This is a genomic window from Vogesella facilis (assembly GCF_042648525.1).
GTDB lineage: Bacteria > Pseudomonadota > Gammaproteobacteria > Burkholderiales > Chromobacteriaceae > Vogesella > Vogesella facilis.
Genome location: NZ_JBHRXN010000002.1, coordinates 25,632 through 41,352, shown reverse-complemented (window position 1 = coordinate 41,352; position 15,721 = coordinate 25,632). Strand labels below are relative to the sequence as shown.

Genomic DNA, 15,721 nt, shown 5'->3' with positions numbered 1-15,721 from the left:
TTGTCTTCCGCCGCGCCGTAGCGGGCGCGGCGGTGGCGAAAGGTTGGCCGCAGGCCGCTGGCGGCCAGGCGGCTGGCCACGGGCGGCAGACACCAGCCGCCGCCCGCTGCGGCAGCGTGCTCAGAGTGCGTTACGCAGAATGGTGGCCACCACCTCGCGGCTGTAGATGTCGGCGATGCCGAACCACTGCGCATTGCCCAGCACGTTGTCGGTAATGGCCGGCAGGTCCGCCTCGCCGATGCCCAGCTGCGACAGGCGCGTGGGGGTGCCGATCTTGTCGAACCAGGCTTCCAGCGCGGCGATGCCCTGCTGCGGGGTATCCACGCCGAACACGTAGTGCGCCAGGCGCTGGAACTGCGCCGGGTTGCGCTGGTGATACCACTTCATCCACGCCGGCATGATCACCGACAGCCCGGCGCCGTGCGGCACGTTGAACAGCGCCGACAGCGCGTGCTCGATCATGTGGTTCGGGTAGTTGAAGCCGGCGGTGCCGGCGTAGATCAGCCCGTTCAGCGCCTGGGTGGAGGCCCAGGCGAATTCGGCGCGCGCGGCGTAGTCGGCCGGGTTGGCCAGCAGCGTCTCGGTGGTGTCGATCACGGTATTGATGATGGCTTCCACCATGCGCGAGTGCAGCGTGGGCTGCACGGTGGCGGTGAAATAGCCCTCGATGCAGTGCGCGATGATGTCGGCGGCGGAATACACCAGGTAGTCGCGCGACACGGTCTGCATCAGCGCCGGGTTGACGATGGACACCCGCGGGAAGGAATGCACCGACTGGATGGCGAACTTCTCCTTGGTGGCCTCGTTGGTCACCACCGCGCCGCTGTTCATCTCGCTGCCGGTGGCGGCCAGGGTGAGAATGGAGAACACCGGCAGTGCCGCGTCAATGGCGGCCTTGCCGATGAACAGGTCCCACACGTCGCCCTGGTACGGCACGCCGGCGGCAATGGCCTTGCTGCTGTCCAGCACCGAGCCGCCACCGACGCTGAGCACGGCGCCGACCTGGTGGCCGCGTGCCAGCGCGATGCCGTCGCGCACCTTGGACAGCACCGGGTTGCTGACGATGCCGCCGAACTCGACCCACTCGATGTCATGCGCGGCCAGACTCGTGCTCACGCTGGCGAACAGGCCGTCGCGCTTGATGCGCTCGCTGCCGAAGCACAGCAGCACTTTGCGCACGCCGTGCTCGGCCAGGTGCTGGCCGATCTGCTGCTCCTTGCCGGTGCCGAAGTCGATTTTGGTGGGGTTGAAGAAAGTAAAGTTGTCCATGCTGGGCCTCTTGCTCCGTGATGAGCGGGATAGTTGATGGCCGCCACTTTAGTGGCTGGATAAGCATGAAACTAGTGGGCTATTATTTGAATTATCTACAACTTTTCGATGTTAATCGGATTGACGGTGCCAGGCGATGTCCATCAACGAGCTACGTTCCATTACCACCTTCGTGCGCACCGCCGAGTTCGGCAGCCTGAGCAAGGCCGCCGAGGCGCAGCAGATTTCGCCGCAGGCGGCGAGCAAGGCACTGGGGCAGCTGGAGCAGCATCTGGGGGTGCGGCTGTTCCACCGCACCACCCGCAGCATGTCGCTCACCGAGGAGGGCCAGCGTTTTCTGGAGGCGGTGCAGCCGTCGCTACTCGGCTTCCAGCAGGCGCTGTCGGCCGTGCGGCAGAGCAAGGACGACCTGGCCGGGCCGTTGCGGCTGGTCGGGCCGCGCTCGGTGCTGCAGTCGGTGATCGGCCCGGTGATGGACGAATACTGCCGGCTCTACCCCGAGGTGCAGCTCGATGTGCAGCTGGACGACCGCATCGGCAACTGGGTGGAGGATCGCATCGACGTCGGCTTCCGGCTGGGCAACTCGCCGCAGGAAGGCGTGGTGGCGCGGCGGCTGTTTCCGATGCAGCTGATCATCTGCGCCGCGCCGAGCTATTTGCGCAAGCACGGCCTGCCACAGAGCCTGTACGAGCTGAGTTCGCACCGCTGCAGCGCCTTCCGCCGGGCCAGCGACGGCCGGGTGGTGCCGTGGCGGGTACGGGTGGGCGACAACATGCAGGATCAGCCGGTGAACCCGGCGTTCTGCACCAACGACGAGGGCATGGAGTTGCGCGCGGTGCTGGCCGGCGAGGTGATCGGCCAGCTGGCCGCCCCCACCGCCGCGCCGCTGATCCGCAGCGGCCGGCTGGTGCCCATCCTGCTGGAGCACATGGCCGATCATTACAGCCTGTTCGTCTACTATGGCAGCCGCGCGGCGCAGCCGGCCAGGGTGCGCCGCTTCATCGACCTGGCAGTGGACCGGCTGCTGGACAGCGCCGATTTCGTGCTCAGCGGCAAGGAACTGGCCCAGGCCAATGGCGCCGGGCTGGCGGCAATGCGCGGTTAGCCGGCCTGCTTGTCGCCGGCAATGCCCAGACTGGCCATCACCCGCGCGGCGTTGTGCTTGCAGTCCATGTCCTGCGGCCTGGCGTCGATCAGCGCGATCAGCGACTGGATGTGCGCCTTGTTTTGCGCCAGTCGCGCCTGCAGCGCCTCGATTTCCGCCACCTTGCGCCGCAGCGTGGCCAGCAGTGCGTCGTGCTGCCAGGCGGTGATGTCCGCCGGCAGGATCTGCTTGATTTCCGCCAGCGAGAAACCGGCCTGCTGCGCATCGCGGATGATGGCCAGCACCGCCAGCGCTTCCGGCGGGTAGTCGCGGTAGCCGTTGGTCTGCCGGCTCGCCAGCGGCAGCAGGCCACGGGATTCATAGAAGCGGATGGCCGAGGCCGCCATGCCGCTGCGCTTGGCCAGTTCGCCGATTTTCATGCGTTTTCCTCTGCAACGATTAGCGGAATGCCGGCCGGCTCAGGGCTGGCGGCGCGCAGCGGCCTGTTGCTGCAGGGCCGCCAGCAGCGCCTGCGCCACCGCCTTGCTGGAGCCGGGGTTCTGCCCGGTGACCAGGCGGCCATCGGTCAGCACGAAGCGGCCGAACGGGATGAGCGACTTCTCGTAGCGGGCGCCGCTGGCTTCCAGCTCGCTTTGCAGCAGATAGGGCACCTGGTCCTTCACCCCGGACAGCGCCTCCTCGACATTGGAAAAGCCGGTCACGCTACGCCCGGCCAGCAGCGGGCTGCCATCCGCGGCCTGCAGGTCCAGCAGGCCGGCCGCGCCGTGGCAGACCGACGACACAATGCCGCCGTGGCGGTAGATGCCTTCGGCAATGCGCTTGAGTTCCTTACTACCCCGGTAGTCCCACATGGTGCCGTGCCCCCCGGTGTAGAAGATGGCGCGGTAGGCGGTGGGGTCAACGTTGGCCGCAGGCGTCGTCGACTGCAGCAGGGCCATGAAGGCCGGGTCTTGCAGATGCGCCCTGGCCGCGGCATCGGTATACAGCCAGCCCAGGCTGCGCTGATCCAGCGGCACCGCCCCGCCATGCGGGCTGACGAAATCCACGCCATAGCCGGCGCCCTGCAGCGCGTCGTACACGTGGGTCAACTCGGTGAGCCACAGCCCGGTACGCTGGCTCCGGCCCGGGTAGTGGTCGTGATTGGTCATCACCACCAGCACCTTGCCGGCGCGGGCGAACGATGCGGGAGTGGGTGCGGCGATGGCGGTTTTCATCATCAGTAGCGACGTGAGCAGCAAGGCAAGCCGGTAGCACATGGACATCGGTTATTTCCTCCCCATGGTAGAACATTTCGCCCGCCCCCCACCGGCCGCGCCGGCCAGTGCGGCAACTGGCAACCGCGATGCTAAGTTTGCAGCGCACTTTAATGTCAAGCGCCCGCCTTGCTTGCCAGCTCCATGCCGCCATCCCGGCAAAAATCGCAATGCACGCCACTGCGGTGTCGCCATGCTGCCGCCGCCGGCCGTGGCGAAATGCGTGCCGCACCGCGCTTGACCTTGCAGCGCGCTTCAAGCTTATCGTGCCGCCTTCGCTACCCGGGAGACCACGATGAGCCCCTTCACCACCCTGCCGCTGCCCAACGGCAGCCAGCTGCTAAACCGCCTGGCCAAAGCCGCCATGGAGGAAAACATGGCCGACCAGGATCACGCGCCATCCGCCGAGCTGATCCGCCTGTACCGCAGTTGGGCGGAAGGCGGCGTGGGGCTGCTGATCACCGGCAACGTGATGGTGGACCGCCGCGCCATGACCGGCCCCGGCGGCGTGGTGCTGGAGTCGGCGCAGCACGGCGCCCGCTTTGCGCAGTGGTCCGCCGCCGCCCGCGCGCAGGGGGCGCAGGTCTGGATGCAGCTCAACCACCCCGGCCGCCAGATGCCGGCCGCGCTGGGGCAGGACACCATCGCGCCGTCGGCGGTGGCACTGGCGCTGGGCAAGTTCTCCAGACAGTTCCGCACCGCGCGCGCCATGACGGCAGCCGACATCGCCGCGCTGCAGGCGCGCTTTGTGCGCAGCGCGCAGCTGGCGGAGCAGTTCGGCTTCAACGGTGTGCAGATCCACGCCGCGCACGGCTACCTGCTCAGCCAGTTTCTGTCACCGCTGAGCAACCAGCGCAGCGACCGCTGGGGCGGCAGCCTGGCGAACCGCGCCCGCCTGCTGCTGGACATCGTGCGCGACGTGCGCGCCGCGGTCAGCCCCGGCTTTGCCGTGGCGGTGAAGCTCAACTCGGCCGACTTCCAGCGCGGCGGCTTCAGCGCCGACGACGCCAAACAGGTCGTAGCGATGCTGAATCCGCTGGGGGTGGACCTGATCGAGCTGTCCGGCGGCAGCTACGAGGCACCGGCGATGCACGGCCAGACGCGCGACGGCCGCACCCTGGCACGCGAGGCCTACTTCTTGGAGTTCGCCCGCGACATCGCCGCCGTGGCGCAGATGCCCATCATGGTCACCGGCGGCATCCGCCGTTACCCGGTGGTAGAGCAGGTGCTGCAAAGCGGCGTGGCGGTGGCCGGCATGGCCACCGCGCTGGCGATCGACCCGCAGCTGCCGCGCACCTGGCGCGCCGACACCGCGGCCTCGCCGCAGCTGCGCGCCATCCCCTGGAAAAACAAGGTGCTGGCCTCGGTCGGCTATATGGCAATGGTGAAATACCAGCTGCGTCGCCTCAGCCGCGGCCTGGCCAGCCGCCCCGGGGTGGCCCCGGCGCTGGCGCTGCTGCAGCAGCAATGCGACACCAAGCTGCGCAACTACCGCTATCGGCGCTGGATGGCGGCCCAGGCCGCCGCCCTCCCCACCTGAGCCGCCCGGCCGGCTCGGCCCCCTCAAGCGTGCCATGCGGCACCAGGGTTGGCCGCGGCGCGGCAGCAAAAACCCCCGGCCTTGGCACGGGGGTTTGGCGGCAAGATGCGGCGGGGGCAGCAGGCAATGGCGGCGCGCGGGCCTCAGCCCTTGACGCCCACGATCACGTGCGACGCCTTGAAGAACGCCACCACCGGCTTGCCCACCGCCAGGCCCAGCCCGGCAGCGCTGTCCAGCGTGACAATGGCCACCAGCTTGTCGCCGCCGTTGAGCTTGATCTCCACCTCGGCATTGACGGCGCCCTGCTGGATGGCGGTTACGCTGCCTTCCAGGCGGTTGCGGGTGGACAGCTTGATGCCGGAATCCGGGTTGGCCAGGATCACCCACGGTGCCTTGATGATGGCCAGCGCGTCGCTGCCCACCTGCAGCTCCAGGTTCACGGTGCTCTGCTGGGTGATGACGGCGGTGATGACATCGCCGCCGGGCAGGGTGAGGTCGATCTCGTCATTGATGGCGCCGGGCTTGATGGCGCTTACCTTGCCGGCAAACTGGTTACGTGCGCTGGTCAGCATGTGTGTATTCCTTGCAATCCGAGTGATGTCATTAACAGGCGCCGACACCGTTGCGCCAGGCTCGGCAAACGCGGCGCTGGCCGGGGCTTGTGTCGGCGACGCCGGGGAACGCGGGGTGCCTCGGCATGCCCCGGCAGTATATGCCGCCGGGTTTGCCTTGCCTGTACCTCTTCCGGCGTAGGCCGCCGCCGTGGCACCCTAGCAACGCCGCAAGGTTGGCCGCATACGGCGGCGCAGCACTACCCATGCGCCGCCCGCTGACAGGCCCTACACTCGTGGCTCCCCCTCAACGGACACCCCGCCATGACAGTTGCCACCTACCCGCCGGAAGCTACTGGCGCCGCCTTCGCGCTGGACAAGATGATCATCGCCCGCGACCAGACCATGCTGGCGGTGCAGCGCATCGCCAAACTGCTGCAGCCCGGCATCACCGAGTTGCAGGCCAAGCAGCTGGCCAAGGAAGAGCTGGAGCGCATGGGCATGCAGCGCATCTGGCACGGCAGCATCATCCGCTTTGGCCGCAGCACGCTGAAAACCTTCAACCAGCCGATCGACCCGGACAATGTGCTGCAGCCGGACGATATCTTCTTCATCGACCTGGGCGTGGTGTGGGAAGGCCACGAAGGCGATGCCGGCGACAGCTTCGTGCTCGGCGACGACCCGCGCAAACTGGCCTGTGCCCACGCGGCACGCCAGCTGTGGCAGGAGGTGAAGGAAAAATGGCTGCGCGAGCAGCTGGCCGGCCCGGCGCTGTACCACTTTGCCGAGCAGCGCGCCCAGGCCATGGGCTGGCAGCTCAACCTGGACATCAAGGGCCACCGGGTGTCCGACTTTCCGCATGCCATCTACCAGGCCGGCAGCCTGGGCGACTTTGCCGCCTGCCCGGACAGCGGGCTGTGGATTCTGGAAATCCAGATTGCCGACCCCGCCGGCCAGTTCGGCGCCTTTTACGAAGACCTGCTGGTCCGCGAGGAGTAAGCGATGTCCCACCCGCAAGCCACGCAAGCGCTGTTTTCCTACGGCACCCTGCAACTGGAACAGGTGCAGCTGGCCACCTTCGGCCGCAAGCTGGACACCCGGCCGGACGTGCTCGCCGGCTACCGGCTGGAACAGCTGGAAATCCACGACCCGGAAGTGATAAGGACCAGCGGCAAGCGCCACCATCCCATCATCCGCGCCAGCGGCAACCCGGCAGACAGCGTGGCCGGCGCCGTGCTGCTGCTGACCGACGCCGAGCTGCAGGCGGCGGATGGTTACGAGGTGGCCGCCTACAGCCGGGTGGCGGTGCAGCTGGTATCGGGCCGCCAGGCCTGGGTCTACGCCGCCGCGCCCCAGCCGGCGGCGGAGGCATAGCGCGCCCGGCCCCGGCGCGCAACGGGCGAGCGTGGCGCACTCGCCGGGGCAGGCGACAGCCAGGGAGTCCACCCGCCCGCGTTGTTGCCGCCGCCGCTTGTTGGTAGCCTGTGCCGTAATCGCCGCGCCGCCCCGGACGGCACCAAGTTGGCCGCATCCCGCCGCGGCCCCCGCTCGCACCCTATGCCGCCCAAGACACCCGACCACACCCCCGACCGCCCCATCCGCTACGACTTCATCCAGGGGCTGGATCACAAGCGGCCACCGATCAAGCTGCCCGCGCCCGATACCGTGGCGCGCTGGATGGAGCTGCTGCTGCAGCTGGCCGGCAGCAAGTTCACCGTCGACCGCGCCGCCTGGCTGGCGCGCCTGCAACCGGCGCCGGCCACCGGTGCGGACGGCCAGCCGGCGTTCGAGACCCGCCACTTCTCGCAGCTGCTGACCCTGCTGGTCAACGAGCTACCGTTGCCGGCGCTGGGCGTGCGCATGGGGGCGATGAGCCGGCTGACCGACCTCGGCACCTTCGGCTACGCGCTGCACAGCAGCCGGAACCTGCGCGAGCTGTTCGCCACCGCCCGCCGCTACCAGACGCTGGCCGGCTACAGCGGGCTCGAGGTCTACTACACCCCGCAGCGGCTGGTGCTGCAGTTTCCGCAGCAGGCGGCCATCGAGCATCGCTGCCTGATCGAGGACTGGATGTTCTCGCTGTGGACCGGCATCGCCGAGCTGCTGCCGTACATCACCGAGATGCAGCAGGCCGAGCTGTCCTTCGTCTACCCCGAGCCCGGCTACGCCGACGAGATGTACCGCTGCTTTCCCGGCAACATCCAGTTCGCCGCCGGGCACAACCAGCTGACCCTGCCGCTGGCCTGGGTCGACACCCCGCTGCTGTCGTACGATGCCGACACCCAGGCGGCGGTGCTGCGCGCCTGCGAAAAACAGCTGGCCGCCTGCCGCCGCGAGGCATCGAGCCGGGAGCGCCTGCTGCACTGGCTGGCTGGCGCCATTGCCTGCAGCACACCCACGCTGCAGCAGGCGGCGCAGGCACTGCACCTGGCGCCCAGCACCCTGCAGGCACACCTGCGCGACGAACAGACCAGCTTCTCCGCGCTGCTGGAACAGGTGCGCATGGCCTATGCCTGCGCCGAGCTGCGGCAGGGCGTGCTGAGCATCGAGCAGATCGCGGCGCGGCTTGGCTATGTCGAGCGGGTGAGCTTTTTCCGCGCCTTCAAGCGCTACACCGGCAAAACGCCGCGCCAGTTTGCCCGCGAGGCCGGCACCTGACGCGCACCGCGCCTGCGGCTACACAATCCAGGCGAGGAGATACCCGGCCGCCACCCCTCGTTTCATATAGTGGACACACTTGCCATGCCGCCCGGCACGGCAAGGCCAACCATTAGAAAGACGAGGAGAACATGTCGCATCCCCAGTTTGCCTGCCAGCGGCCGCTGGCGCTGGCCATCATCAGCCTGCTGTCGGCGCAGGCCCACGCCGCCCCCGCCGCCGACACGGTATTCAAGAATGGCTACGTCTACACCGTCGACCGCCACGACACCGTGCGCCAGGCGGTGGCGGTCAAGGATGGCCGCATCGTGTTTGTCGGCAGCAACCGCGCGCTGGCCCGCTACATCGGCCCGCACACCCGGCAGATCGACCTGCGCGGCAAGATGCTGATGCCCGGCCTGGTGGACGGCCACGTGCACCCGCTGACCGGTGGCGAGGGCATGACCAAGTGCAGCCTGGATTACAAGCCGGTAACGGTGGCGCAGCTGCAGGACAAGGTGCGCGCCTGTCTCGCCGACAAGGCCGGCACGCCGGACAGCGCCTGGCTGGAGGTGGTGAACTGGGATCGCCAGGCCACGGTGAAGCTGGACCGCGACCCGGTGAAGGCCGATCTGGATGCCATCAGCCAGCAGCGCCCGATCATCGTCACCTCGATCGACAACCACTCCCGCCTCAACAACAGCCCGGCGCTGCAGGCGGCCGGCATCACCGCGCAAAGCGTCAACCCGCCGGGCGGCGTGATCGGCCGTGCGGCCAACGGTGAGCCCAGCGGCATGCTGGAAGACGGCGCGGTGCTGCTCAGCGACAACAGCAAGCCGCAGGCCAGCGACAGCGAACAGCAGCGCTTTGCGCGCCTGGCGCTGGGCAAGTTCGGCGAGGCCGGCGTCACCACCTTCCTGTCGGCGCTGAGCGACGAGCGCGAGGTGCAGGTGTTCGCCGCGCTGCAGCGGCAGCAGGCGCTGACCGCGCGCGCGCAGTTCGCGATCAAGGTCACCCCGGACGAGGCCAACGACCCGGTGGCGGCGGTGGCCGGCGTCAAGGCCATCGCCGCCAAATACAATGCCGACGCCGGCAGCCAGCCGGGCATCCGCGTCAGCAATATCAAGCTGTGGATGGACGGCGTGCTGCAGGCGCCGGCGCAGACCGCGCACCTGCTGGCGCCGTACCGGGTGGAAGCGGCCAAGGACAAGCATGCCGAATGGCTGCCGGGCCAGCAGCTGGGCGAGGGCTACTTCAGCCAGCAGCAGGTGAACGCCGTGCTGCTGCAGGCGGCGCGCCAGGGGCTGGACGTGCACATGCACGCCATCGGCGACGCCACCGTGCGCCAGGCGCTGGACGCGGTGGCGCACACCCGCAGCCAGCCGGGGTTGCAGGACTTCCGCCCGGCGATTGCCCACGCCGAGCTGGTGGACCCGGCGGACTACCGCCGCTTCAAGCAGCTGAACACCAGCGCGGTGATGTCGTTCCAGTGGGCGCAGCGCGCGCCGTACTCGGTGGAGGCGGTGGAAAAGCAGCTGGGCAAGCAGCGCTATGCCCGCATGGAGCCGGAAGGCAGCCTGCGCCGTGCCGACACCCGCATCGCCTACGGCAGCGACTGGCCGGTGGACCCGATGGCCTATTTCTACAATCTGCGCGTCGGCGTTACCCGCAGCGGCGACCCGCAGCACCCGGCCGGCTTTGGCGCCGAGTACCGCGGCCGCCTCAACCTCGACCCGCTGCTGTCCCGCGCCGATGTCATGCGCGCTATTACCATGCATGCCGCCTATGAGCTGCGGCTGGAGCGGCAAGTCGGCTCCATCGAGCCGGGCAAGTACGCCGACCTGATCGTGCTGGACCGGAACTTCATGCGCGCCCCGCTCGCGCAACTGGCCGCCACCCGCGTGCTGCTGACCATAGTGGGCGGCAACACGGTGTGGCGCGCGCCGTCGTTCCACTAGCGGCGGCCCAAGCCGGGCGCGGCCGGCAGCCAGCATGCTGCCGGCCGCGCGGCGATTGGCGGTTGCGGCCAACCTTTCCGCCCGGCCAGGTTGGCCGCATGCGCGCCGCGGCGCTTAGTAATTTGCCGCGCGCTAACTATACTTTTTGACATCAGCCGTACTGCTTTTCCGAAGCCAACCATCATGTACACACACCATTATGGTTTCTCTGGCTTGCCGTTCTCCATCGCGCCGGACCCGCACTTCCTGTTCATGAGCCAGCAGCACCGCGAAGCGCTTGCCCACCTGATGTACGGGGCGATGAGCAATGGCGGTTTCGTGTTGCTGACCGGTGAAATCGGCACCGGCAAGACCACGCTGTGCCGCTGCTTTCTGCAGCAGCTGCCGGCGGAATGCGATGTCGCGCTGATCTTCAACCCCAAGCTGAATGCGCAGGAGCTGCTGTCCACGCTGTGCGAAGAGCTGCACATTCCGCTGCCGGACACGCCTGGCTCCAAGGAATACCTCGACCGGATCAACCGCTACCTGCTGGACAGTCACGCCAGGGGCCGCACCACGCTGGTGATCATCGACGAGGCGCAGAACCTGGACGACGACGTGCTGGAGCAGATCCGGCTGCTCACCAACCTGGAAACCGACCAGCGCAAATTGCTGCACATCGCCCTGCTGGGGCAGCCGGAGCTGCGCGACAAGCTGGCGCAGCCGTCGCTGCGCCAGCTGTCGCAGCGCATCGTGTCGCGCTACCACCTGGGGCCGCTGCCGCCGGCCGAAATCGCCGACTACATCCATCACCGGCTGGCGATAGCCGACTGCAGCCGCAGCCTGTTCCCGGACAAGCTGACGCCGCTGCTGCACCGCTACAGCGGCGGCATACCGCGCAAGCTCAACCTGCTGTGCGACCGCGCACTGCTGGGCTGCTATGTGCAGGGCAAGAGCGAGGTCGACAAGGCCACCCTGCGCACCGCTGCCAGCGAGGTGTTCGGCCCGGAATTGCGCCACCGCCGCGGGCAGAAGCTGCTGACCGCCGGCGCGCTGCTGGTCAGCGCCACCGCGCTCGCCTCCACCCTGCTGCTGTACCGCCAGGCGCCGACGACGGCGCCAGCGCCGGCCCGGCCGGTCGCCGTGGTCGGCACCGCGCCCAAGGCGCCGCCGGCGCCGCGGCCGGCCACCGCCACACCGCCGGCACCCGTGACCGCCGACAGCCTGCCCGCCCCGGCCGCCGCCCCGGCGGCCAACCTTGCCTTGCTGCAGCAATGGCAGCTCAGCGCCGGCAGCGGCGCGGCGGACGAATTCTGCCAGCAAGTGGCGCTCGCCGGCCTGGCCTGCCTGCACGGCCGTGGCGATCTGGCGCTGCTGCAGCAGCTGAACCTGCCGGCGCTGCTGCACGTGCAAATCGCCGGCGAAGACGGCTATCTGCTGCTGGAACAGCTGCAGCAGGAGCAGGCCATCCTCGGCAATGGCCAGGAGCGCCGTCGCGTGCCCACCCGCCTGCTGCAGACGGCGTGGGATGGCAACTATCAACTGCTGTGGCGCCCGCCGCCGGGCTACCTGGGGCCGATGAGCCAGGGCAGCCGCGGCCTGGGCGTCACCTGGCTGTGGCAACGGCTGGAGCGGCAAGCCGGCAGCAGTGCGCCCAAGCGCTGGGACGTGATCTTCGACAAGCAGCTGGAACAGCGGCTGCGCGAATTCCAGCAACGCATGGGGGTGCCCGCCGACGGCATTGCCGGGCCGCTGACGCTGATCCTGCTGGCGCACGGCGACGACAGCCGTGATGCCCCGCAGCTGACGCTGCGGCCAACCTCGGCCTGAGGAACAGCTTATGTCATACATTCTCGATGCCCTGCTGAAAGCCGAACAGGAACGCCAGCGCGCGGCGGCGCCCACGCTGCAAAGCGTGTACAGCCAGCCGGCGGAGAGCCGCGCGCTGCGCCGGCAGCGGCCACGACCGGCCCTGCTGGCACTTGGCGCGCTGCTGTGTGCGGCAGGGTTGGCCGCAGTCTGGTGGCCGCGTCCCGCCGTCACCCCCGCCAGCAGCGCCAAGGTGGCCGAGGTGCCACCTCCGGCGGCAGCCGTCGCCGCCCACCCGCCCGTAACGTTGGCCGCACAAGCCGCCGCCCCCGCCGCGCCGCCCACCGCCATCGCGGACGAGCAGGCAGCGCCAGTCCCGCCGCCCGCACCGGAAGCCACCCCACGCCGCGCCATTGCCGCGCCACCCGCCACCACAACGACCAGCACGAGCGCACGGCGCGAACCCGAGCGGCAGGCCAAGGCTGCGCCCTTGCCCGCTGCGCCGCCCGCAAGCAAGGTGCCGCCCAAAACCGCGACTGCCGCCGCCGAGGGCGTCACGGCGAATGGTGACCGGGTGCTGGACATCAGCGAGCTGCCGCCCGCGCTACGGCAGGAGGTGGACAAGAGCGTGGTGGTGTCCGGGCTGTCGCTGTCGCCGGACAACGGCGAGCAGCTGGCCATCATCAACGACCGTGCCCGCCGCACCGGCGACGACATCATTGCCGGCATGACACTGGAGCGCATCCAGGCCGATGGCGTCGTCTTGCGCTACAAGGGCTACCGCTTCCGCCGCGGGCTGTACTGACCGGAGATGGCCATGTTCCGCCGCCCCCCACCCCGCCCCAAGCTGACCAGACCAGTGCTGCTGGCACTGCTCATGCTGGCAGGCAGCGGCCTGGCGCGGGGCGGCAGCGGCGACATCTACGCCTTTACCGACAGCGACGGCGTGGTGCATCTGAGCAATGTGCCGCAGGATCACCGCTACCGCCTGTTGCAGCGCGGCCCCGCCGAACCGCCGCAGGCGACGGGCCACGGCCGGCATCTGGCCGTCAGCCAGCAGCTGCGCCAGCGCTGGGGCGGGCTGGTGGATCGCACCGCGCAGGACCTGAGCATGGACGCGGCGCTGCTGCATGCCGTGGTCGCCGCCGAATCCGGCTACAACCCGCAGGCGGTGTCCCCGAAAGGCGCGCTCGGGCTGATGCAGCTGATGCCGGCCACCGCGCAGCGCTACGGCGTGGCCGACCCGCTCGACCCGGAGCAGAACATGCGTGGCGGTGCCCTGTACCTGCGCGACCTGATGACGCGCTTCCAGAACAATCTGCACCTGGTGCTGGCCGCCTATAACGCGGGCGAGCAGGCGGTGCTGCGCTACAACAACGCCGTGCCACCATACCAGGAAACCCGCAACTACATTCCGCGCGTGCTGGACCACTACAGCCGCAACCTGCAGCGCCCCTGAACCCCGCTGATCTGCCGCAAACATGCCAACTCGCGCACGACTATGGCCGACTGTTGCCAGCAGGATATTTTACACATAGTTTTGAAACTCAATTCACAATAACCTAGGATAAAGCGTGCCTAATACCATCCGGCTGGAAGGAGGTGGATACGCGACCTGTCCATAGGCGTCGTCAACGAGCACATCAACCCGCGGCCAACTGCAGACACCAGCTGTCTGAAGCGGTGGCCGACAGCAAGCAATATGGTTTGAACATTCTCGCGACCATTGCCGCGAGCGGGGGATCACGCGCGCGATTCCTTGGCAGGAACCGCCTTTGAGAATTCAGAGGAGGTCATCGTGAAATCTTCAACACTGAGCAGCACGCTCAAGGCAGTGTGTATGGGCCTGGCCATGATGCTGGGCACCCTGACACCTGCGGCGGCGGCCAACGTCAATCAGCTGGATATGGAGATGGACGGCAATATCATCGCCGACAGCCTCAACCCAGCGCCAAACGACTGGGCCGACATGTACACCGTCACCGGCGGCATCGGCATCCCCAAGACGTCGCCCCCCACCAACTTCTTTGCTCCCACGTTCTCGCGGGACTTCGACCCGAACTCCAACAAGGACAGCACCACCTTCACCACCGGCAGTAAGGACACCCTGAATATCGGCGGTGGCGGCTGGCAGTGCGTTGGCAGCAATAACGTCAACGACAAGACCGATGTGCTGAACGCGTACGCAGTGGCGTACAAAAACCCGGGTGACGGCCACATCATCATTTACTTCGCCATGGAGGTGGCCTCCAACGAGGGCACCAAGGATGTGGGCTTCTGGTTTCTGAAAGACGGCACCGTGGGTTGTACTGCCGGCACCAAGGCCACCAACTTCAGCGGTAACCACCAGGACGGTGACCTGCTGATCGTCTCCGAGTACACCAAGGGTGGCGGCGTCAGCACCATCAAGGCATTCCGCTGGAACGGCGGCGCCAATGGCAGCCTGGACGTTAACAACCCGGTGGTAACCGGGGCGGACTGCAAGAACACCACCGGCACCATCTGCGCCACCGTCAACAGCAAGGCGCTGAAAGCCGGTACCGACATCCCGTGGCTGACCAAGGCCAAGCAATCCAACCCCAGCGAGCCGGGGCTGACTGCGGCCGACCTGGATACGGGCATGTTCTTTGAAGGCGGCATCGACCTGACCGCCAACAATCTGTCCAGCTGCTTCTCGCTGTTCATGGCCGATACTCGTTCTTCCGCCACGCCTAATTCCACCCTGTTCGACTTCACCGTCGGTGACTTCAAACTGTGCGGCATCCGCGCCGAGAAAACCTGCGGCCAGGCAACGGTGGATAGTGATGCGGTGTCCTTCATCAGCCCGTTCACCATCAAGATTTACAGCACCGGGGCTGGTGCGGTGAACAATGTGCAGTTCAAGGAAACCGACGCGTTGACTGGGGAAAGCTGCCAGATTGTCAGCGTCAACGGCGACACCTCCAAAGCTGGCCCGCTAACAGCCAATACCTTCGTGAAAGTGGCCGATACGCTGGATAGTTCGGCGCCCGTCACGGTAGCGATCAGCTGCGATGGCTCGAAGAACAGCTTCAACAACTCGATTGCCGTCACTGCCGGCTCGGCAGCCGGTGGCAGCGATCTGTCGACCTCTGCCACAGTCGGAGATACTGGCGCCAATGCCTGCAAGGCCGCGCCGAACTCCGTGCTGGATGTAGTCAAGGATTGCGCCGGCATGCGCCTGGTAGTCAACGGCAGCAACCCGCTGACCCTGGCAACCGATGTGAAGATCAAGGTATCCAACAGCGGTAACGAGGCGGTGGATGGCCTGCTGGTAAGCGATACCAAGGTCAAAGCCGCGGATCTGAAACCGGTACTGTGCAGCGACTACAAAACCGCCGCCACCGCACCAACCCAACTGAAGCCGGGAGACCAGGCCTGCTGGGCTGGTTCGTATGTGCCGACCGCGGCCGATGTGCCGAGTGGCCCGTCCAACGCCAAGTTCTCGGACACTGCCACGGCAACCGCTACCGGCGTGCTGTCCGGTGTATCGCGTACAGCCAGCGATGACGCCACCTGCTACCTGTGCGACCTGGATGTCGATGGCGTCCCGGACGTGCTGGAGATTCCGACCAACTAAGCCTGCCTGTCTACGGCAGCAA

14 protein-coding genes are annotated in these 15,721 nt (G+C 67.7%); 10 read left to right on the top strand and 4 right to left on the bottom strand.

The features are described 5' to 3' along the window. Positions 1 to 120: 120 nt before the first annotated feature. Positions 121 to 1,269: an iron-containing alcohol dehydrogenase gene (locus ACFOLG_RS01345; RefSeq protein ID WP_386087607.1), complete on the bottom strand. Its 1,149-nt coding sequence runs from the start codon at positions 1,267 to 1,269 to the stop codon at positions 121 to 123. Positions 1,270 to 1,405: 136 nt separating this feature from the next. Between ACFOLG_RS01345 and ACFOLG_RS01340 the strand changes: the two genes are divergently transcribed. Then, entirely contained in the window at positions 1,406 to 2,374 is a 969-nt protein-coding gene (locus tag ACFOLG_RS01340; RefSeq protein ID WP_386087605.1) for a LysR family transcriptional regulator, read from the top strand. Here the strand turns inward: ACFOLG_RS01340 and ACFOLG_RS01335 are convergent. Together ACFOLG_RS01335 and ACFOLG_RS01330 are read right to left on the bottom strand one after the other, a co-directional pair. Continuing rightward, the gene (locus ACFOLG_RS01335) at positions 2,371 to 2,793 is read right to left on the bottom strand and encodes a MerR family transcriptional regulator (RefSeq protein WP_386087603.1); all 423 of its coding nucleotides are present in this window, start codon (positions 2,791 to 2,793) and stop codon (positions 2,371 to 2,373) included. The two genes, ACFOLG_RS01340 and ACFOLG_RS01335, sit on opposite strands and share 4 nt — an antisense overlap. A 39-nt stretch (positions 2,794 to 2,832) precedes the next feature. Further along, a complete protein-coding gene (locus ACFOLG_RS01330) occupies positions 2,833 to 3,636 on the bottom strand; it encodes a type 1 glutamine amidotransferase domain-containing protein (RefSeq protein WP_386087601.1) in 804 nt (267 codons plus the stop codon). A gap of 286 nt (positions 3,637 to 3,922) precedes the next feature. Between ACFOLG_RS01330 and ACFOLG_RS01325 the strand changes: the two genes are divergently transcribed. After that, the gene (locus ACFOLG_RS01325) at positions 3,923 to 5,167 is read left to right on the top strand and encodes an NADH:flavin oxidoreductase/NADH oxidase family protein (protein ID WP_386087599.1); all 1,245 of its coding nucleotides are present in this window, start codon (positions 3,923 to 3,925) and stop codon (positions 5,165 to 5,167) included. Positions 5,168 to 5,310: 143 nt separating this feature from the next. Here ACFOLG_RS01325 and ACFOLG_RS01320 read toward each other — a convergent pair whose 3' ends face one another. Then, positions 5,311 to 5,739, bottom strand: coding sequence for a TOBE domain-containing protein (locus ACFOLG_RS01320; RefSeq protein ID WP_386087597.1), 429 nt, complete (start codon positions 5,737 to 5,739; stop codon positions 5,311 to 5,313). A gap of 303 nt (positions 5,740 to 6,042) precedes the next feature. Here ACFOLG_RS01320 and ACFOLG_RS01315 point away from each other — a divergent pair, with 303 nt between their 5' ends. The 8 genes from ACFOLG_RS01315 (at position 6,043) to ACFOLG_RS01280 (ending at position 15,699) form a co-directional block, all read left to right on the top strand. Continuing rightward, complete coding sequence (locus ACFOLG_RS01315; RefSeq protein ID WP_386087595.1) at positions 6,043 to 6,717, top strand: M24 family metallopeptidase; 675 nt, start codon at positions 6,043 to 6,045, stop codon at positions 6,715 to 6,717. A gap of 3 nt (positions 6,718 to 6,720) precedes the next feature. Beyond that, a complete protein-coding gene (locus ACFOLG_RS01310) occupies positions 6,721 to 7,092 on the top strand; it encodes a gamma-glutamylcyclotransferase family protein (protein ID WP_386087594.1) in 372 nt (123 codons plus the stop codon). Between the two features lie 183 nt (positions 7,093 to 7,275). Beyond that, complete coding sequence (locus ACFOLG_RS01305) at positions 7,276 to 8,376, top strand: helix-turn-helix domain-containing protein (RefSeq protein ID WP_386087593.1); 1,101 nt, start codon at positions 7,276 to 7,278, stop codon at positions 8,374 to 8,376. A 131-nt stretch (positions 8,377 to 8,507) separates the two neighbouring features. Further along, the gene (locus tag ACFOLG_RS01300; protein WP_386087592.1) at positions 8,508 to 10,313 is read left to right on the top strand and encodes an amidohydrolase; all 1,806 of its coding nucleotides are present in this window, start codon (positions 8,508 to 8,510) and stop codon (positions 10,311 to 10,313) included. 183 nt (positions 10,314 to 10,496) lie between these two features. Further along, positions 10,497 to 12,122, top strand: a complete 1,626-nt coding sequence (locus tag ACFOLG_RS01295) for an ExeA family protein (protein ID WP_386087590.1) — start codon at positions 10,497 to 10,499, stop codon at positions 12,120 to 12,122. 10 nt (positions 12,123 to 12,132) lie between these two features. Continuing rightward, positions 12,133 to 12,906, top strand: a complete 774-nt coding sequence (locus ACFOLG_RS01290) for a general secretion pathway protein GspB (protein ID WP_386087588.1) — start codon at positions 12,133 to 12,135, stop codon at positions 12,904 to 12,906. Between the two features lie 12 nt (positions 12,907 to 12,918). Continuing rightward, on the top strand, positions 12,919 to 13,560 hold the full coding sequence (locus ACFOLG_RS01285; RefSeq protein WP_386087586.1) for a lytic transglycosylase domain-containing protein: 642 nt from the start codon (positions 12,919 to 12,921) through the stop codon (positions 13,558 to 13,560). 339 nt (positions 13,561 to 13,899) lie between these two features. Then, complete coding sequence (locus ACFOLG_RS01280; RefSeq protein WP_386087584.1) at positions 13,900 to 15,699, top strand: hypothetical protein; 1,800 nt, start codon at positions 13,900 to 13,902, stop codon at positions 15,697 to 15,699. The last annotated feature ends 22 nt before the right edge of the window (positions 15,700 to 15,721 follow it).